Origin of the sequence: Coleofasciculus sp., assembly GCF_046565525.1 — a bacterium.
In the GTDB taxonomy this organism is placed as follows: domain Bacteria; phylum Cyanobacteriota; class Cyanobacteriia; order Cyanobacteriales; family Coleofasciculaceae; genus Coleofasciculus.
On the sequence record NZ_JBKHUP010000099.1, the window covers coordinates 1 to 20754 of the forward strand.

At 48.2% G+C, this 20754-nt stretch carries 10 protein-coding genes and 1 pseudogene; 6 read left to right on the forward strand and 5 right to left on the reverse strand.

Annotated elements, in window-relative coordinates; all coding sequences use genetic code 11:
- On the reverse strand, positions 1-436 hold a 436-nt coding region (locus ACLGGO_RS27645), incomplete at its 3' end, for a sigma-70 region 4 domain-containing protein (RefSeq protein WP_446421697.1).
- Positions 437-590: 154 nt separating this feature from the next.
- Here ACLGGO_RS27645 and ACLGGO_RS27650 point away from each other — a divergent pair.
- The gene (locus ACLGGO_RS27650; protein ID WP_446421698.1) at positions 591-947 is read left to right on the forward strand and encodes a helix-turn-helix domain-containing protein; all 357 of its coding nucleotides are present in this window, start codon (positions 591-593) and stop codon (positions 945-947) included.
- Positions 948-1236: 289 nt separating this feature from the next.
- Here ACLGGO_RS27650 and ACLGGO_RS27655 read toward each other — a convergent pair whose 3' ends face one another.
- Positions 1237-3363 carry a CHAT domain-containing protein gene (locus ACLGGO_RS27655; protein WP_446421699.1) on the reverse strand — a complete coding sequence of 709 codons (2127 nt, stop codon included), beginning with the start codon at positions 3361-3363 and terminating at the stop codon, positions 1237-1239.
- A 513-nt stretch (positions 3364-3876) separates the two neighbouring features.
- Between ACLGGO_RS27655 and ACLGGO_RS27660 the strand changes: the two genes are divergently transcribed.
- Together ACLGGO_RS27660 and ACLGGO_RS27665 are read left to right on the forward strand one after the other, a co-directional pair.
- The gene (locus tag ACLGGO_RS27660; protein ID WP_446421700.1) at positions 3877-4683 is read left to right on the forward strand and encodes a DUF928 domain-containing protein; all 807 of its coding nucleotides are present in this window, start codon (positions 3877-3879) and stop codon (positions 4681-4683) included.
- Positions 4664-6871: a CHASE2 domain-containing protein gene (locus tag ACLGGO_RS27665; RefSeq protein WP_446421701.1), complete on the forward strand. Its 2208-nt coding sequence runs from the start codon at positions 4664-4666 to the stop codon at positions 6869-6871. Before ACLGGO_RS27660 ends, ACLGGO_RS27665 begins: the two co-directional genes overlap by 20 nt.
- 202 nt (positions 6872-7073) lie before the next feature.
- Here the strand turns inward: ACLGGO_RS27665 and ACLGGO_RS27670 are convergent, their stop codons facing one another.
- Both ACLGGO_RS27670 and ggt read right to left on the reverse strand, forming a co-directional pair.
- Entirely contained in the window at positions 7074-14369 is a 7296-nt protein-coding gene (locus ACLGGO_RS27670) for a calcium-binding protein (RefSeq protein ID WP_446421702.1), read from the reverse strand.
- A 441-nt stretch (positions 14370-14810) separates the two neighbouring features.
- Positions 14811-16625 (reverse strand): gamma-glutamyltransferase, encoded by a 1815-nt coding sequence (gene ggt, locus ACLGGO_RS27675; protein ID WP_446421703.1) that lies wholly within the window; start codon positions 16623-16625, stop codon positions 14811-14813.
- Positions 16626-16765: 140 nt separating this feature from the next.
- On the opposite strand from ggt, the gene ACLGGO_RS27680 reads away from it, so the two are divergent.
- The 3 genes and pseudogenes from ACLGGO_RS27680 to ACLGGO_RS27690 form a co-directional block, all read left to right on the forward strand.
- Positions 16766-18706, forward strand: coding sequence for a two-partner secretion domain-containing protein (locus ACLGGO_RS27680; RefSeq protein ID WP_446421704.1), 1941 nt, complete (start codon positions 16766-16768; stop codon positions 18704-18706).
- Between the two features lie 101 nt (positions 18707-18807).
- Positions 18808-19401 carry a response regulator gene (locus tag ACLGGO_RS27685; protein WP_446421705.1) on the forward strand — a complete coding sequence of 198 codons (594 nt, stop codon included), beginning with the start codon at positions 18808-18810 and terminating at the stop codon, positions 19399-19401.
- 28 nt (positions 19402-19429) lie between these two features.
- Positions 19430-19823: pseudogene (locus ACLGGO_RS27690) on the forward strand (ATP-dependent DNA helicase); the annotation flags it as partial.
- A gap of 212 nt (positions 19824-20035) precedes the next feature.
- On the opposite strand, the gene ACLGGO_RS27695 reads toward ACLGGO_RS27690, so the two are convergent.
- The gene (locus ACLGGO_RS27695; protein WP_446421706.1) at positions 20036-20599 is read right to left on the reverse strand and encodes a hypothetical protein; all 564 of its coding nucleotides are present in this window, start codon (positions 20597-20599) and stop codon (positions 20036-20038) included.
- Positions 20600-20754 lie beyond the last annotated feature (155 nt).

Below are 20754 nucleotides of genomic sequence, written 5' to 3' on the forward strand. Positions count from 1 at the left end.
TGTTGTCTGGAGACAACACTGTTGCGTCATGATCACGCCTGTTGTCTGGAGACAACACTGTTGCGTCATGATCACGCCTGTTGTCTGGAGACAACACTGTTGCGTCATGATCACGCTCGTCGTCGATAGTCTGGGTACAGTGAATTCCTTTACCCTTGATGGTGACGTTGACTTGTATCAAATCCATATCAATGAAGCCCTTGGTATCTAGTTCCCTGAGGGCGCGGCTGATGGTTGAACGGTGTACGGTTTTGGTAGGGGTTGAAAGCTGACGGGCGACTTCGGCGATTGAGAGGTCTAAGCCTTCCCCGTAAGGATCGAGAGTTCGGATGAAATACAGCACATCTCGCTGGGCGGGAGTGAGTTCGTGGCACGCTCTCAGCCATTCGCTGTACTGTAAAGGGTAAAACTTCCCCTGAATTTTGGCTTGTGTCATGATAGAAGTGGTTGAATTAATTGTGTTGAAGTCGAGGTGAGATAACGCTCAAGGTGGCACTTGAGGGTGAATCCCCGTGGGGGTGCTAAAACACCCTAAGCCATTGAAATTTAGTTGGACTATCTAGTCAATCCAACTTTAATTAAATTAACAAATGAATTCAGGATACAATTTCGACAAGGTTCTGCGAGAATTTGGAATATCTGCAAAGCACCTAGCAAGTGAATCGGGTATTAGTGAAAACTCGATTAGCTCATTCAGAAAGGGGCGCAAGAGCATGACCTGCGATAATTTGAAGGTTTTGTTGAACTGTCTGCCCTTTGAAGCTAGGCAGCGGTTTTATTCCTTGGAACTAGGGGCGTCGGTGGCGCCTTCAGCGATATCTCTGCGGGATTCTCTGCGAGATGCTCTTCCCCAGCTTGATTGCTCCCAAAAGAAGGAGCTGGCGATGATGATTGTGGAAAGTTTGGCGGAGAGAGAGTCTCGTTCTCAAGTGGCGTTGGTGAAGTAAGCGCACAAACGTGCCAAGGTAGGTCTGGAAGAACAACTACATTGGAGCGTATCCGAGCCATCTTGAGGATTGGAAGACGTTCGGGTGAGATGATGTTGTGTGTCATAATTTAGGCAATGGTTTATTGAGTTTGGCTGAGGGTGATTTAGGCTAAAATATCACCTTCAGTCAACTTGTTTTTGGGTCTGGTTTAAAGAGACGCGCCATAGCAGGTCTCGATAGGCTTGTTTTTTAGGATAGATCAGAACTGAGAGAAAAAAAATAGTTTTTCAAAAACTATCAACTTTTTTTACTGCCAATATCCCCATAAGGTTAAGGGCGCCCAAGTGGCGGGGTGGGAACGGAGGTCACGGATTTGTTGGATTTGCGCCAGGGCGAGGGCTTGGGCGCGGGGGTGGTGTTGGTTGTAGTGATAGAAGTCATTCAGGATTTCTGCACTCACGCGATCACCGATAAACCATAAACTGCCTAAGACGGTGGCGACGCCTGTCCGTAGGGATATGCCAGCGAGTCCCAGTTCACTTCCAGCGGCGGTTTGGCAGGCACTGAGGACGAGGAGAGAGGGGGGATATTTGGTGCTGTTGAGGATGGTTTCAAATTCGGAAAGGCTGATGGGTTGGCTGGCGGTTTGGATGAAACTGCTTTCGGGAGTGCCACCAAATTTGGCGTGGGTGGCTAAGTGAAGGATGGCGGCGGGGTATTGTTTCAGGGCGTTTTTCAGGGTTTCGGGAGTGAAGTCTTGGTTGAGGAAGAGGTGTCCGCCCAAGAGGGTTTGAATGGCGTGGGTTTCTTGGTGGACACCGGGTAAGGGGGCGTAGTCGGCTCCTCCCTGGCTTAAACCGAAGATTAAGGTGGGGCTGGGGTTGGGTTGGTGTCGGGATTGTAAGCGCCAGGTGAGGGTGTGGGCAACGGCATATTTTTCGACGAGGAATTGTTTGCCGTCGTGGAGGGCGGCGAGGGGGACGGTGCGAAATTGTCCGACGGGATTGAAGACGAGGGTCTTGACAGTTTGGTCAAGATGTGGAGCGATGGGGGCAATGAGTTGGGTGTAGAGGGTTTGGGAGAGAGTGAGATAGCGATTGTGGGCGATTTGTTCGAGGAGGTGTCGCCATTCGGTGAGTTGGGATTGGAGTTGGGAGGGGGTGATGGCGAGGCGGTGGCGGGATAGGGTGCCATCGGGGAGTTGGAGGATGAAGTAGACGTGGTTAGTGAGGGGGAGAAGGGTGATTAGGGCGGATTGGGTTTGTTGGGATAGGGTTTGGGGGGAGATGGTTTGAGTCGTCCAGCAGATTTCGCCGAAGAAGTTTTCCAGGAGGGCGATTTGGAGTAAGTCAGTGATTTCTAAGGCTTCTTGGATGTCGGTGGGGTTATCCTCCTCCAAGAGGAGTTCCAGGAAGTTGAGGTAGATGGGTTCTACGGAGTGGTGAAAGTCGGGTTGTAAGGGTTGGGCGATATCCTGTCTCAGGGTTTGTAGGCTGGCGATGGCAGCGCGGTAATGGGTTTTGGCGAGGTGGCGTTTTCCTTGCTGGTGATAGATACGGGCGATGAGGGATTGCCATTGATATAGGCTATCATCGGCGGCGGATAGGTGGGCGAAATGGCTGGCGGTTTGCAGGGCTTGGAGGGCGCGGGGGTAGTTTTTTTGTTGGAAGTAGAGTTTACCGAGTTCTCCCCAGGCGAAGGATAGGGGGCGGGGTTCTCCTAAGTGTTGGGCGGTGGTGAGGGCGGTTTGGATGAGGTGGGGATTTCCGGGTTCGAGGGTGAGGAGTTGATAAATTTTTCCGGTGGATGGGGGGAGATTGGTGAGGATTTGTTCGGCTTGCTGGCGGTAGGGGTGTTGGGCGTCAGGGGGGAGAATTGAGAGGATGTTGATTCGGGTTTGGGCGGCGACTAGGCTGGTAAGATGTTGACTGGTTTGGAGGGCGTTTTCGGCGGCGGTTTGGGCTTGGGTTTGGGCTTCAATGGCTTGTTGCAGGTAGGTTTGGCTGAGGTTGGGGTTTCCGGCGTCTTGGGCAGCTTGGGCTTGGGAGAGGGCGCGTTGGTAACGGTTTGTCCAGGTGGTGAATAGGTTGTTGTAGGCGGTGGTGAGGAGTTCGGGATTGTTGAGGGTTTGGGCAATGTCGAGGCTGGTTTGATAAGTGTGGATGGCTTGGCTGAATTTGCCTTGCAGGAAGTAGGCGTTTCCGATGATACCGAGGGAGATGGCTTTGAGTTGGAGGTTTGGGGTGGTGTGGAGGATTTGTTGGGCTAATTGGATGGCGTGTTGGCTATCGCCTTGATGGAGAGAGGTTTGGGCTTGTTGGAGTTGGTAGTGTGGGCTGGGGTTGGCTGCGGGTTGGGCGAGGGTTGGAGGGGATAGGGAGAGGAGAAGGGAGGATAAGGCAGAGGGTAGAAGGCAGAGGACAGAAAGGTTCAAGGAGTACCTAAGGGATAAAGGGGGTAACAGTAGCGAATTGGTTATTATTCTATCAAGAAATTGAAATCGGGTTGGCATCAATAACCGGAAACTTGACACTCCTCAGCCTAAAGGCGTGAGTAGCGCTTCTTTCATCGAGCACTCTTACTATGAAATAGTCGCCTATTTCATACCAGAGGAGCATCTCTGGAAGAAGCGTTTTGCTCCATTACAGAAGCTAGTTTCGATATGCCCTATCGTACTATTGAAAACAAGAAAGAATGTGTTTTGGGCGTGCTTGTTGCTTAGACTTTTTACCTGTACAAGCCTTTCTGTACAGAACCCTCTAAGCCTAGTTTTCAAGGTGCGATGCCTCTCGGCTCTGGGTTTTACAAGAGGTTTAATACCCTTTCCTCTAAGTGAATTTTAACACAAAGTCGTCCTTAAAGGACGAGGCTTTAGACCCAATTTTTCGGTAAATAGACCAAAACAAGCTTCCGGATCATAGTGTCTTGCCTTGTCTACTGCAAGTACTTGAAATTTATATTTCAGCATACGCCATCAGGGGTGCGATCGCGCCCCTGCGGTTATCCGCTCTTATTGCTTGGGATGAACGGTATCGCTGAAACGGGAATCGGTTATTCTAACAAAAACGACTCCGAAGCGACAATGCATTCTACCTCGCTACCCTTTCTTCCTCTCTCCCTGGTAATCGGGTTACTCACCCTAACCCCTGGCTATGCTACCGAGTATCAACCGCCGTCAGATAGAGGGCGACAACAACAAGCCGACGCCCAAGGTTCGCGGCGTAAGGGGGAGTCTGGGGAATTATATTTGTTGATTCCAGAAAATCATACCCCAAATACTGTCGCGGCTCATCCCACGTTCTTTTTTTATACGGAATTGACGCGGGTAACGTTTGTTTTATCTGCACCAGGGGTGAGTGAACCGATTTATGAACGGGATATCTGGGTGGATAAACCCCAAGTGGTGTGGGTTAAAATACCGGAAACCGCGCCACCTCTGGAGGTGGGGAAGGAATATGTGTGGACAGTAGTTAGCCAAACCCAGAGTACCCCGATTTATGCACGGGCGTCGTTGCGTCGGGTAGAACCATCCCCAGAGTTCAACTGGGCGCTATCTCAAGCCAACTCCAATCGCGAACAAGCAGAGATATTCGCCCAGTATGGATTATGGCATGATGCCTTAGCCGCAGGTCGGGAATCGGACTATTTTTGGCAACTTTTGGCAGAAATTGGCAGATATCAGGGTGGAGATGTGGCGGATGTGAGAAGGCAGGAGGCAGAAGGCAGAAGGGGTTTTGAAGATAGAAGGCTTTAAGGAAAAAGTAGCCAAGTTCAACAGGGGGTTACTTAAGGAGAGTTGGTATAAAGGAATTGTTCCGGTAGGGTTGCTGGTGTCCCTACTGGTGGGGGTGGGAGGATTGGAACCCCTGGAGTTGAGGCTGTTTGACGAGATGGTTAAGCAGTTACCCCCAGCGCCGCCGAGTCAACGGATAGTGATTGTGGGAATAACCGAGGCGGATATCCAGGAGTTAGACCATTATCCGATAAGCGATCGCGTTTTGGCACAGGTACTCAGTCAGATTCTGGCGGCGAATCCCGTGGTGGTGGGGTTAGATTTGTTTCGCGATGTTCCGGTTAATTATGGGGAAACTCGTAGAGATGTTCCGTTGGAACGTCTGACTAATAATAATCGTGATAAAACTCATAACCTGACGCCACCGGGAGCAAACACCCTTGAGGAAATTTTCCGCACCTCAGATAAGGTAATCGGTGTGGGTAAGTTTACCGGAGTACCGGGGGATGAGTTTTTTACCCCGATTGCACCCCCACCTATCCTGGCGCAAAAACAGCAAGTTGCTGATATTAGTACGATAGTTGATGCTGATGGGGTGGTGCGCCGGGGAACTCTTTACCCGATTTCCGATGGTTCCCCAGAGTCGAAGATTCCCAGTTTAGCGCTGAAGTTGGCATATCGCTATTTATCGGAGTCAGGAATTGCGCCGGAAGCGACGCAACAGGGGTGGTTACGGTTAGGGGAAGCGGTGTTTCCGCCTTTGGAAGAGAATCATGGCGGTTATATGAATACCGATGACCGAGGGTATCAAATTTTACTCGATTGGCGACAGTTTCCGGAAGCCGGATTTGACCGGGTTTCGCTGATGGATGTTGTACAGGGGCGGGTTTCTGGGCAACGGTTTGAGGATAAGGTGGTATTAATTGGGGCTTACGCGCCGTCGTTACGGGATAGATTTTATACCCCTTTTTCTCACTATCAGAGAACTACACCCAAACATAAGTATGGGGTGGAGATTCAGGCGCTGTTGACGAGTCAGATAATTCAGGCGGCGCTCTTGGAAGATGGGGGAATTCGGGGAGTGGCGCAACCCTGGGAATATGGTTGGATTTGGTTGTGGGTAAGTTTGGAATATGTCTTTCTACGACGCTGGCGACGGGGACATTATCCAGGGTTGACGTTGATTATGGCGTTAATCGGGGGGATTGGTTTAAGTGGTGTCTTGGTGGGGGTGACGTATACAGCGTTTTTACTGGATATCTGGATACCGTCGGGGGCGGCGTTGGTGGGAATTGGACTAATGGGAGTGTGGGGAGTGCTGTATTTTTATATTCAGGAATTGCAGGAGTATAACCGCTTGTTGGTAGCGCAGGTGAATCAGAAGACGCAGCATTTAGAGGAGGCGTTGATTCAACTGCAAACGACGCAAAATCAGTTAATTCAGCAAGAGAAACTCACGGCGATGAGTTCCTTGGTGGGAAATTTATCCCACGAGTTGAAAAATCCCCTGTGGGCGGTGGGAAATCGGTTGGAGATTTTAACCATGTTAACCCAGCAATGGCGCGAGGGAAAGGGAGAGGAGGTGGTACTCAAATGGGAGCAGCAGGTAGAGAAGGCGAAACAGGAGTTAAATCGGGCGAATGGGTTGGTGGCGACGTTGCTTCCAGTGCCCCAAGGGGAGTTACCCCAGAGTTTGGCAAAGGCGACGGTGGGAATGATTGTGGAGTTGGCGGTGAAGTTGGCTTGTCCCCAGGATAAGGGGATTGAGATAGAGCGGCGATTGGGGGAGTGGGATTCGGTTCCGGTGAAGGTGCCGTTGTTGGTGTTGCGGGTGTTGACAAATTTACTGGATAATGCTGTGTATGCGGTACGGTGTAAGCGGGAGGGGTTAGAGGAGTCTGATTCTTCCCCAGCTTCCGCTTATATCCCCCAGATCCGAATTGAGTGGGTTGAGGAAAATGAGTCGGTAATTTGCCGGGTTTGGGACAATGGGATAGGAATGAGTGAATCGGTGCAGAAGCGGTTGTTTGAACCGTTGGTGACGACGAAGCCGATGGGGGAGGGTTCGGGGTTGGGGTTGTATATCGTCTATGAGTTAGTGGAGAAGCATCAGGGGGCGATTGGGGTGACGTCTCAGGTGGGAGAGTATACGGAGTTTGAGGTGGTTTTTCCCAAGAGTCAGTTGGTGTTTGAGGGGGAGAGGGAGTGAGGTATGGCTTTGTCGAGCTAGAAAGGTAATATTGGATGGATAGAGTTGAATGTCTCTATAGAGAAAATTTTACCGGATTTAGGCTTTCGTAAAAGCTCAAATCCGGCTGGGTTCCATTCCGTATTTTTTTCTAACAGTTGGCTTCCCCTTCCCCCACCCTAACCATGAGACTTGGTAGCGTGGGAGAAAAGTTCAGCGCTATCTAGATAACGGCAAAATCCCAAAAAGTGAGGCTGTTAGCTTGCACATCAATGAGTGAAGCTAAGAGTTCATCACTCTGGGTGATGCTAATTAGGGTATTGTTAGCATTAGTGTCTGTGCCTTGGATAATGGTGAGATCATCAAAGGTCAAACCATCTAATCCCAGATAATCCGTACCAGCGACAAAGTTGAAAATAGTATCACTTCCAGCACCAGGCGCTATTACGAACATATCACGACCGCTGTTACCGTACAGTGTGTCAGTACCTGTTCCGCCGTCTAGGACATTATCACCCTCACCCGCGTAAAGCTGGTCGTTGCCAGTATCACCCTTTAACTCATTGTTACCAGCACCACCATAGAGCAGGTCATCCCCGTTACCACCGATAAGGTAATCATCTCCGGCTTGTCCTAGCAAGGTATCGTTACCATTACCGCCCCACAGGGCATCATTGCCAGCGCCTGCATCAAGGATGTCATTGCCGTCTTGACCGTAGAGTTGGTCAACACCATCGCCCCCAGTGAGTTGGTCATCGCCTAATCCACCGTCGAGGTAGTCATTGCCAGCCCCAGCATCAATGGTATCACTGCCGTCTTGACCGTAAACCTGGTCATTACCATTACCTGCGGTAAGCTGGTCATCACCTGACCCACCTTCGAGGTAATCATCGCCATCACCTGCATCAAGGGTATCATTACCCTCCTCGCCGTAGAGGAGATCGTTACCATCACCTCCGATTAGCTGGTCATCACTGTCTCCACCCTTGAGGTTATCATTACCAGCACCTCCATCGAGGGTGTCGCTACCGTCTTGACCATAGAGGAAATCATTACCATCTTCCCCGGTTAACTGGTCATTACCCTGACCCCCTTCCAAGTAGTCATTACCAGCATTTCCATTCAGGGTGTCATTCCCATCACTGCCATAGAGTTGGTCATTGCCGTCACCACCTTTGAGCTGGTCATCACCGGATTCTCCATCCAGGTAATCATTGCCTGCTTGCCCTAACAGCAAATCAGCATCAGCACCACCCCAGAGGAAGTCATCCCCTGTGCCGCCATCGAGATAGTCACGACCTACCTGACCGTAGAGTTGGTCATCGCCACTATTGCCCTCAAGTCGGTCATCGCCTGTGCCACCATCCAAGTAGTCATTGCCAGCCTGACCGTAGAGGCGATCGCTACCGTCCCGACCATAAATGAAGTCATCACCCTCGCCGCCATCAAGAAAGTCATGACCAGCGCCGCCATCGAGCACATCATACCCTTCCTGACCATAAAGTCGGTCATTCCCGTCATTGCCTTCTAGCCAATCATCGCCGATGCCGCCATCCAGGTAATCATTGCCAGCGTTACCCGCCAGCATATCATCACCCTCTTGACCATAGAGTCGGTCATTATCGTCACCGCCTGAGAGCATATCATTTCCTGACCCACCCTCTAGGTAGTCATCACCCGCTTGCCCATTGAGCGTATCTGCCCCGCTACCGCCGAAGAGGGCGTCATTACCTGCGTCTCCATTGAGGGTATCTTGACCGCTTTGACCGTAGAGTTGGTCGTTACCGTCACCACCATTGAGGAGGTCATTGCCAGACCCACCATCAAGGAGGTCATTGCCTGCATCCCCATTTAGAGTATCTTGACCGTTTTGACCATAGAGTCGGTCATTGCCGTCGCCACCATTGAGGAGGTCATGTCCTGACCCACCATCGAGGAGATCATTACCCGCGTTCCCATCCAGGGTATCCGCACCCGTCTGACCATAGAGTTGGTCATCCCCGTCGCCACCATTGAGGAGGTCATTACCAGACCCACCATCAAGGAGGTCATCGCCTGTTCCCCCATCCAAGATATCCGTACCCGTCTGACCATAGAGTTGGTCGTTGCCTTCATTACCATTAAGCTGGTCATCACCCGACCCACCGTTGAGGTAGTCATTACCCGCGTTTCCATTTAGAATATCGTTGCCATTTTGACCGTAAAGTTGGTCGTTACCGTCCCCGCCAAAGAGTTGGTCATCACCCAATCCACCTTTGAGTAGGTCAACACCTGCTTGACCAAAGAGTTGGTCATTACCTTTTCCGGCGTAGAGGCGATCGCTCCCTGTGCCACCATCGAGCAAGTCATCGCCAGCTTTACCGTAAATCAGGTCATTGCCACCCAATCCACTCAGGATATTATTTAAACTATCACCAATGAGTAGATCCTCGAATTCTGAGCCTTCTAGGTTTTCAATGGCAGTCAGGCGATCGCCTTTAGCATCTCCCGCCCAGCCTTTACCTGTGGTGAGACTTACAGCAACACGGGTGGCGGAAGTGAAATAGGAAGCTGTGTCATTACCTGCACCGCCATTAAGACTATCGGCATCCGTACCACCAACTAGGAAATCATCACCGTTTTCGCCAAAGAGAGTGTCTTTGCCTGCTTCGCCAAAGATGATGTCATTCCCATTTCTGGCGTTAACAACGTCATCGCCATCTCCAGCGTGAATGATATTGGCGTTGGCATCGCCGATAATTTCATCATTGAAGGCAGAGCCGATAACATTTTCAATGTTAAAGATTTGGTCAGTGCCGCCAAAGCCGTCATTAGCTTGGTTTTGCTCTAAGTTGACCTTGACTAAGCCTGGGTCGCGGCGGTAGCTGACAGTATCAATGCCATTGCCTCCGTCAAGGTAGTCATTCCCAGCATTGCCAACGAGCAGGTCATTTCCTGACTTACCTTCGATGCGGTTATCTAGACTGTTACCAATCAGAACATCATCATACTCAGAACCGATGATATTTTCCAGATTCCGCAGGGTGTCTGTGGTGCCGAACCCATCTTTGGCTGTGCCTGCGTTGATGGTAAAGTTGGGTTCAGTGTCGGTGGGAATGAGGCTGGTAGAAACTATGGTTGTGTGGAGAGATCCGCCGGGATTTTGATAGTTTTGTGCTTCATCAATATTGACAACTACGCCGCTGGGGGAGTTGTCGTAGCTGACGGTATCAACTTCAGTGCCACCGTCAATTATGTCGTCGCCTGCTTCTCCCATCAGGAAGTCATTGCCAGCTTCTCCATATAAGGTGTCATTGCCAGTACCGCCTACTAATTCGTCATCGCCAGTATCACCGTTAAGGAGATCATCGCCATCTTCGCCAAAGAGTTGGTCATTTCCTTCACCGCCATAGAGAGAGTCATTATCTGAACCCCCATAAAGTTGGTCGTTACCTGTACCGCCTACTAATTCATCATTACCAGCTCCACCCTCCAAATAGTCATTACCATCCCGCCCAGTCAGAATATTATTCTCGGAGTCGCCTATCAGTGTATCTTTGTGATCTGAACCTTCCAGGTTTTCAATGTCCTGGAGTACATCCCCTTGTGCATCCCCACCGAATGCTTCCCCAGTTTCTAGATTTACAGATACACCTTCAGGTGAGTTGAGATAGGAAGCCGTGTCGCTACCAGCACCACCATTTAGGGTATCACTACCACCTAATCCCCTCAGAATGTTGTCTGAAGCATCGCCAACCAGAGTATCAGCATAAATTGAACCTTCTAGGTTTTCAATGTTCTGGAACGTATCTGCTACGTCATCCATGTCACCGGACAGGAGAACTGTAGTGCCATCTTCAGCAAGAATATCTCCTGTATCAGCTCCAGCCATACCTGCGCCTTCTGCCAGACTAGCGAATACACCTATCTCTAAACCCTCTAAACCTTCTGGTATTTCTTTGAGTTTTTTGTAGTTGAGATAGGAAGCCGTGTCACTACCAGCACCACCGTTGAGGATATTAATACCAGCGCCGCCAACCAGCGTATCGTCGCCAGCGCTACCAGCAAGGAAATCATTGCCGCCCAACCCACTCAGTAAGTTATCTGAGCCGTCACCTATCAGCGTATCATTATGTCTTGAACCTTCCAGGTTTTCAATCGACTCAAAGCGATCTCCTTGTGCATCACCACCAAAAGCTTCATCTGTTAATAGATTGACAAATACGCCTGTTGCCTGATCAGCCGGTACATCCTGTTCTGAATCAATATAGGAAGCAGAATCAATTCCCTCGCCACCTTTTAAAGTATCGGCATCTAATCCACCAATGAGAATGTCATTACCTCGTCCACCGTCGATCAAATCGTTACCATCTAATCCACCCAAGACATTATCTAAATCGTCGCCCAACAAAGTATCTGCATGATTTGAACCATCTATTTGTTCAATAGACTTGAGCGTATCTGTTTGGAGATTGCCATTAGTGCTTTTTACCTCAAGCTCTATCTCATCCCCCATTCTTTTAGCTGTTGCTAGATTAATAACTACGCCTTCCCCAGCAGTTTCGTAGCTAGCAGTATCAACACCTTCCCCTCCGTCGAGGAAATCATCTCCTAATCCACCAATCAACAAGTCGTCGTCGTCACCACCACGCAATGTATCATTATCGTTACCGCCATCAAGGATGTCAAAGCCTTTGCGACCTTCCAGTAAATCCTTACCTTCATCTCCATAAAGCTGGTCATCACCGCTACCGCCATAAAGCTGGTCATCACCACTACCACCCAAAACTTCTGCTGCTGCAAGGACATCGACAGCCAGTTCAATTACATCGTTACCATCTCCACCGTCAGCAATAATCCTGCGAATATCACTGTAACTTTGTGGATTTTGACTGTAATTCTGCGTATTCGTTGACGTCGAGACCTTGACTGTTTCCCCGTTTTCTTCGATTGACTGATGCTCGATCTTAAATACCTCAGACTTTTCCCCTTCACTTATATTCAACGTGCCTGCATACAGACCCAGGTTAAGCCGTAAAATATCACCACTGATTTCCGTTGCTAGTTGTATTGGTTTTGGATTTAAATCCTCCTCAGAGCAATCTACGGCAAAATCAACCAAATCGACTCGAGGACCTCTCCAGCGTTTTGTATATGAGAACCAACCATATCCAACTTTGAAGTAGGCAGTGAGTCCAGCAGATACGCCACCCGATATGTCAAGCCAACAGTTATCTATCTCATCCAATCGGAATTTACCGTCGTTGTTGGCATCATCAAGATTGAATTCAAGACTAGGAAAGATACCACCGCCGACACCAGCTCTTGCGAGACCAAGATTCAACTCAGCATTGGCTGTAATACCGCCATTAAAAGAAACTTCGGCTACATCGGCACCTGTGCCGTTGGCATTCTCTCGATCGCTCACGTAAAAACCATCACTGAGGTCTCCAATGTCTTGAAAATCGCCTTCAGCAAACTTCTGTAATCCAAACGTATCGTATCCAAAACCAAGATTTAGTTCAGCACCAATCTCTCCTCCGAATCTCGCACCTACCGGTCCGAATATAGGAAAGAAAGGTGATTCTATTTCAGTCTCGAATTTCAGATCCTGTGGTTTATAAGTAAATAGTTCAGCAGTTTGACCCAAAAGTATTTTGAGGGCTGTTGTCCGGTCAGTTAAGAGCGGGAACTGTAGATCGCTATTAGATTGTGTGATGCTGGTTATGAAGTTTTGCGTTTCACTTTGTTGTTGATCTAGATTGACTGGTTCACTGCCAATTTGCGAGCCATTCTGATTTTCTTCACGAATATCAATGCCATATTGACTGAGATCGAAGTCACCTAGCTTTAAATCGCTTCCACTTGTAGCATTAGGAAGCTTTTCAAGTAAACTGGCGATCTCTGTAATGTTTTTAACCCCAGATATAAAGTTGTCAATACTTGGATATTTAATTGCGATAATTTCTTGGAGAGTATCAAAATCTCCTAAGCCTAGTTTATTAAGGAAAGGAATTTCTTTTTCAAAAAGCTCTATAAAGGGTTCAAGATTCTGACTAATCGGTTTACTAATGCTGCTGATATTGTCCCGAATGGGGTTTAACAAGTTACCAAATGTACCCAGATCCAGATTTACGTTATTGAACTCAGTGGTTAGCTGATTTGCATCAAAATTCCAGTCTAGGTTCAAATCAGAGCTAATTTTGGGCAGCCATACTGAATTACCGATACTGGTTTGAAGATTCAGATTAACATCTACGCCACCAGTTAGCTTAGTGCTAATTTCTGAAGGTGCTAGCTGTTTATCTTGATTGGCATCATTCAAGTCAACAGCAAAAGTGCTATTAAAGTTGCTTCCTTCGTCAGTTACATCGAGCTGGAGAAATCCTAGTTTACCTGTTGCACCTGAATTAGGTAGGGAAGCCTTCACTCCAATACTCAGTTCATCTTGGGCTGATGTATCCAGAAAAAACCCATTATCCTTGTGGACACCGAAAGTAAAATTGCCATCAAAGGTAAGGTCAACCTTTGCGTCGCCATCAAGACTAAGTTTGAGTCCCGGTAGTCCCAAGGCATCGGCAAATGGAATGTCGTATGTTTTTGAATCACTTAATCTTAATTTAAGCTTGATTTCATCAGTTACAAGTATGTCTTCCTTGGTAATCCCATCCTTTCCATCCAAGTTTTGGAGCAGGTTAAGTCCGTTTGCTTCTGGTCCAAGAGCATTGAACAGAACATTTTGAATATCCTCTGATGTTGGTTCCCCTATCTTCTGAATGTCATCGACTGCATTTTGCAGGACACTTACTGCTGTATTGACTTTCTCTAAATCGTCAAATAATTGGTCTACTTGCTCAAGTTTTTCTCCTAAAAGCGGTAGACTGTTTTTCAGAAAAACCTCGCTTTTAATCAGAGACTGGAGGGTATCTAGGTACTTATCTAGACCTGTAACCATCTCGTCTAAACGTGCAATTATCTGGGTCAAATCAGGCTCGGCTTGTTCTATTTGAATGGGTTGCCCATCTAAGGTGATACTGGCTGTATCATCCTCAGCCTTTAATGCCTGAAGAGCAGATTCATCCAACTGCACACCTTGAGCCAAAGCAGAAAAAATAGCTCCTTCATCCCCAGGAGCATCGGATACATTAATTTTTGAATCTACAGAATGTCCAATCTCCTCCAAAATAACATCCGCGATCGCCTGCACATCAGCAGCATTCTGTTCAATATATTCTTGTGATAAATAAATGGTATTGGTATCCGCAGAAAAAGCTCCATTCGCACCATTGATTTCTGCTGATGAGCGGATTTCAATAGGGGGAAACGCTTCAAATTCACCAGCCGCCCATTGCTGACGCAAGCTTTCTAACTTCTCAGCCTTAAAACCATCACCAAACGCCAGAGTAGCTTTTGTTAAAAACTCTTCATCAGTGGCGATCGCATTCAGTAACCTTCTTGCTGTTGAAGTCGCTTCATCCCAAGTAAATTGAGCAGACTCATCTAGAAAATCAGCACCGACTAGACGAAAACTATTCATCATTATGCCTCCTCAAGACTATTAGAAATTAATTATTCTCTGGCAGAAGTAATCCTACAAGCTAATTCAGAGATAAAAACCCTCTTCATCAAATCTTTAAATTAGTTATATTTCTTAAAATTGATTGATGTGATTAATCACTAAACTATAAATTTAGCTAACAACTCCTGAAAATCTCTGACAGAGAAGAAACCTAAAAATTGAGCTGAATTTACTAAGAAATGTATAGGGACAACGTTGCCAATGCTCAAAGAGCTATAATCCTATAACCCCGTAAATTCGTTCTCATGGATAAACTAAGCTTATTAGTTGTCCCTCAGTCAGCAGACAACCGAGCTTCACACAAGCTTCATAAAAGGGGGCAGCACTCCGACAAAAGTGGCGTTTGATTGATCAACAATGGAAGTGATCGCTCGATTTAAAGCCTCAAGCCAAACAAAAAGACTAATAACCAAGGGCTTTTCCCGCCACCCGCCGCTTATCATTCACCCCCCAAAGCACCCCTACCTCTGGTTCAATCCCAATCGATTCCGCCGCCCCCCAAGTGGTAAACGGAATCACCCGATATCCCCTCTCCCACAACTGGGGAATCACTTCTGGTTCTAACGCAAAGGGTTCAGTCAGCACCCAATTGGGTAATCCCTGATAATGGATACGCGGTGCATTCACCGCCCCTTCGATATCCAAGTCATAATCAATCAGATTCGTAATCACCTGCACCACCGTTGTGGGAATCGTCGCACCCCCAGGCGAACCCGTCACCAAAACAACCTCTTCATCCTGCTTCACAATCGTCGGACTCATCGAACTCAGGGGTTGCTTCCCTGGTTCAATCTGATTGGCTTCTCCCTGAACCAAACCAAACTGATTGCCTTTCCCTGGTTTAGCCATGAAATCGTCCATCTCATTATTCAGAAAGAACCCCGTATCTTTTGCAATAACCTTGGCACCAAACAAAGAGTTAATCGTATAAGTTACCGCCACGGCATTACCAAACCGATCCACAATGGAATAGTGCGTGGTATGCGTACCTTGGGGGACTTCCTCTAAAAAGAGCGATCGCGGATCGATTGCCTTTTCTCCAATTTGTCCCCGAATCCTAGCCGCATAGTCTTCACTCAGGAGTCGCTCAACAGGATTATCGATAAAATCCGGATCACCCAGAAATTGGTTCCGATCCGCATAAGCAAATAGCGCCGCAGATAAAAAGTAATGCAGACTCTCTGTCGAATGCCAATCGAATTGAGAAAGCGGATACCCTTCCAACACATTCAAAATCTGACACACCGTTACCCCCCCACCTGGCGGCGGTGCAGTTACCACCTCATAACCGCGATACTCACATTGCAGGGGCTTTTCTTGATTCACCCGATACCTGGCAAAATCCTCAACCGAAAGAATCCCGCCGTTTTCCTGACTCGCTTGCACGATCGCCCTGACAATTTTACCCTGATAGAAAGCAGACGCTCCAGAAGAAGCGATCGCTCTCAGAGTTTGACCCAATTCCCCCTGCACCAACTGTTCCCCCACTTGGTAGGGTTTCCCATTCCGCAAAAAAATCGCCGCCACATTCTGCTGTTGAGAAAACACCTTAGTCTGGGGGTGCAATCGTTCAATATCCCCCGCCGACAAACGAAACCCCTCCTGTGCCAACCGAATTGCCCCTGCCATCACCTGCTGGCGGGTCATCGTGCCATACTCAGATAGGGCAGTATCCAACCCCGCCACGGTTCCAGGAATCCCCACCGCCAGATACCCCTGAGTACTTAAATCCGGAATAACCTCTCCCTGAGCATTCAAATACATATCCGCCGACGCCGCCAGAGGCGCTGTCTCCCGAAAATTAAGAAAAATCTCCTCCCCATCAGCGCGGTGAATCACCATAAACCCACCACCGCCAATATTCCCACAACAAGGTTCTACGACGGCTAAAGCGTACCCTACCCCCACCGCTGCATCAATCGCATTCCCCCCAGCGAGTAAAATCTCCTGTCCCACCCGCGATGCCTCGGCGTGGGAGGTAACAACCATCGCCTGTCCTCCTTTTACCGCTTTTGTGTCCTGGGGATAGCAGGGAAAAATCCGGCAACTTGTCCAACTCAGCATCGAATAGAGATAGTTTAACGGATGATAGACGCTACGTGCGATCGCCATATCCAATCCAATCGCTGCAACCATGGATGCGATAATCAATAGCAGGATTTTCTTCTTGCGTGTGAGTTTCATTGCATAACTGAATAGTTCGTGAGAAATTGGCATAGATGATTATTGCGATCGCACCCCGTAAACAAAACCGCAAATCCCTATCTAGGAAAGCGCTCCAGCTACTGCTAAGATAAAGTGAGATCGCATATCCAACCACTTACTATACTCTCAAGTCCAACCCAAATACCCAAATCATGAAGCGTCCAGGGATCATCCTCACCCTACTGGCACTACTAACCCCCCCTAGCCACGCCCAAATTATCCCCGATTTCAGCTTACCCATCAACTCCCAAATTAACCCCGAACCCAACCAACTCACCATCACTGGCGGCACCCCCATCGGCACCAACCTCTTCCATAGCTTTACTGACTTTAACATCAATCCTGGAAACGCCGCCTACTTTACCCCAGCCACCGGGATTGACACCATCATCAGCCGCGTCACCGGAACCAATCCCTCTCATATTTTGGGAACATTAGGAGTCGTGGGAAATGCCGATTTATACTTCCTCAATCCCAACGGAATTCTATTCAGTTCCACTACCCAACTAAACCTCAACGGTTCCTTTATCGCCAGTACCGCCAACCGCCTACTATTTGCCGATGGCACCGAATTAAACACCCTCCCAAACTCCCCCCAACTCACCATCAGTACCCCCATTGGTTTAGGATTAATCAATCCAGGCACTATCCAAATTACCGGAGATGGACATCAACTCAACGCCCTCAACTTTAAGCCAATTTCCGATAACTCCGTCGGTGGATTAACCGTAAAACCCCATCAAACCCTCGCCTTAATTGGTGGAGAAATAAACCTCGACGGCGCTATCCTCACGGCTAGGGATGGCACAATTCATTTAGCCGCCGTCAATCAAGGAGAAGTCAAATTCTCAGACGGACAACTTACCATTCCCAATTCCTCCCAGCTTCATCCCATCACCCTCAGCCAACGCAGCGCGATTAACGCCTCCGGAATCAGCGGTGGACAAATTCAACTCTGGGGAAATCAAATCAACTTTACTGACGGTTCAGTCGCCTTTATTCAAACCCTGGCAGTTCCCCCAACTGAGGCGCAACCGGGAAACATAACCATCCACGCCACGGAACAATTAACCATTAGTGGAACTGACCCCATCGCCCAGATCGCCGGTTCTATCCGCACCGAGACATTAGGCGAAATGCCGGGAAGTCTGATTACTATTTTTACCCCCAACTTAACCTTAACTCAAGGGGGAGGATTACAGACATTAAGTTATGGTGTAGCGCCAGCCGGAGATTTAAATCTGCATGTCCCAGACACATTAAATATTATCGGTTATTCCCCCCGTTCCGCCCGAACTGCAAGTACAATTACATCCGCCACATTTAGTGATGGTGCAGCAGGTGATATTATGATTAATGCCAATACATTAACCCTGCAATCCGGCGGATTACTCTTATCTGCAACCGTCGGTAACGGAGATGGCGGAACCATTCAAATTAACACCCAGAACTTAGAACTTGTGGGTAGTAATCCAGAAACATTTTCCCCCAGCGCCATTGGTTCATCCTCGGCTGGAACCGGAAATGCAGCTCGTGTTACGATTCAAACCGATAGACTGCGATTAGAGAATGGGGGACGCATTGATTCGTCCACATTAGCCCAAGGCAATGCGGGAAGGATTGCAATTAACGCCACTGGTTCTATTACTTTAGAAAGTCCTCAATCCCCTCTCCCCAGTTCCATTGTCTCATCAGCCGATATCTTAAATCCCCTGTTTCGAGAAAGTTTCAATTTACCCAATGGGTCAGAATTATCCGGGAAATCGGGGACGATTCAGATAACATCGCCACACCTTTCTATCGATAACACTTCAGAAGTCCGCGTGACGAATCTGGGAACCGGGGATGGGGGTTCTCTGGTGATTTCCGGTGAGTTGATTGAACTCAATCAGGGGAGTCTCACGGCGGAAACTCAGTCGGGAACAGGGGGGAATATTAATCTAACGGCGAATACGTTACTCTTGCAAGCTAGTCAGGTTTCAGCTACGGCGCAAAATGCTGGGGATGGGGGGAATATTATCGTCAATACCGATAACCTGTTCAAGAATTGGTTTGTTGAACCTGTAGGGGCGGGTAATGGAACTTTCTTTTAGCCATTGATGATAATCCGTGTACAAAACCCACCCTGTCTGAATTTTGCGTGGGAGAGGAGAGTTAACGGTAAAATAAATAATAGTGGTCAATAAGCACAGCGATGGTCAAACGAGTTCTGATTGTGGAGGATGAAGAAGCCCTCCGAGATGCAATCCAACTTAAGTATGAAAACGATAAAAGATATCTCTTTTATTTTGCCAGCAATGGCAAAGAAGGACTACAACTTTTATCGACCTATACGGAATGGGAAGAAACCTCCGAGGGGCGTCGCTTGCTGAGATGTAAAATTGACTTAGTAGTAACCGATTTACGGATGCCTTCGCCGTATCGCAACAGTGCGGCTCAGACCATAAAAGCAGAAAATCATGTCTATGATGGGGTGGACTTTTTGCGCCAAATTAATAACCTGAAATATGACGTGGGTAAAATTGTGATTTCCGCCTATGGCGATGATAAAGTGATGCAAGATATTATGGCAGAAGGGGCGTTTCGATTTCTGCCCAAACCCTTTACTCTAGACCAACTAGAAAAAGCCTTTAATGATTATTTTAAACACAAGTCCCATCTGTCTCGGAAAACGCCAGGGGGATTCATCGAGCCACGGGGGAATTATTACCTCCAGCGCTGGCGGGATGAGAATGGGAAAGCTCGTTCGTTGAGTATTCCTCGGTACAATGTCTCCAGTGGGGAGTAAAGTTCTAGGGGAAAAGTCACCCCGGTGTTTAACCTTAAGAGTAGGCGATCGCGTGATTCAACAGACCAATGATTACCAGCGAGATGTATTTAATGGGGATTTGGGTATCATCACGGCGATTGATACCACGGAACAGGAGGTCAAGGTACAGTATCAAGGGCGAATCGTTACCTATGATTACGCTGACCTCAACGAGATTACCTTAGCCTGGGCGGTAACGATTCACAAAAGCCAGGGTTCAGAATATCCGGTGGTGATTCTCCCCTTTGCTGTCGCGCAACCTCCTCTACACCGGACTCACTCGCACCCAGAAACTCGCCATTGTCATCGGGTCAAAAAAAGCGATCGCCATTTCTGTGAATCAAACTAATCAACAGCAGCGTTATACTCAATTGCGACAGAGGATAGCGAATAGTCAGTAAACGGTCAGTAAACGACTGAAGTTCTGCCCAAAACAAAATAACGAGGAACTCCGGAGCCATTTTTTCAACCCTCTGAGCCCGTACATCGAACCGAAGCCGAAGCGACTACCTAATGCGCCTGCGCCTCACCGATCAGACCATAGGGAGACAATTATACTGGGAACTCTAGCGTTGAAGCAGTAAGAGAGTTTTGGGCTGGGGGGAACTTCAGCTTAACTAAGTGCCATTCCAAATAAGCCCTCGATGTCCCGCATCAAAACTTCCCACATTTGCTGCTGTTGCTGGAAAACCTTCATCATCGCTTCATATTGCCGGATCACAGCTATTAACTTTTGTTGGAGTACAGCCAATTGGTTCTGTCCGTAAGTTAGTGAAGGTTTAGATTTTTCATTCAAGCCCCCACTACCTACACTAACTGATTGTGGCTGACACCCTGTCCGCTTTTGGCTCACCGGCTCTCCCGCCGCTACTAGACGTTGGTATTGTTTCTGGAGATACCGTAGCTGATTACGCCTATCAATTGCCGCCTTAGCCGCCTTGTATTTAGCGCTACTAGCACTTCCGAGATAGCGCTTGAACTTCCCTTGAATCTTGCCACTCCTGGAGCGCTTCGTTGTCCCTTCCATCAGCCTAAAGTACACATACCGTTTGCCATTACTCTTAGAGACATCAAAGCGCTCTATCCAGGTGTTCGGCTCGGCAACCTCCTCTTGCTGAATAAGAGCGATTTCAGAAGCTAGAGCACAAAGACGCGATTCGATGTTAGTTGGGGACATAGTTAGTGTAGGTTTAATAGAAATTACTTTAGTTTACTACCTACACTAACTGCTGTCAAAGGAGAATTCAGGCATAGGCACAGCTTCCCACTTTAGTAGGTTGACATCTTGATCTGGTCGGGAAGCGCGATCGCCAGACTGTCCAAGGGGGTGTA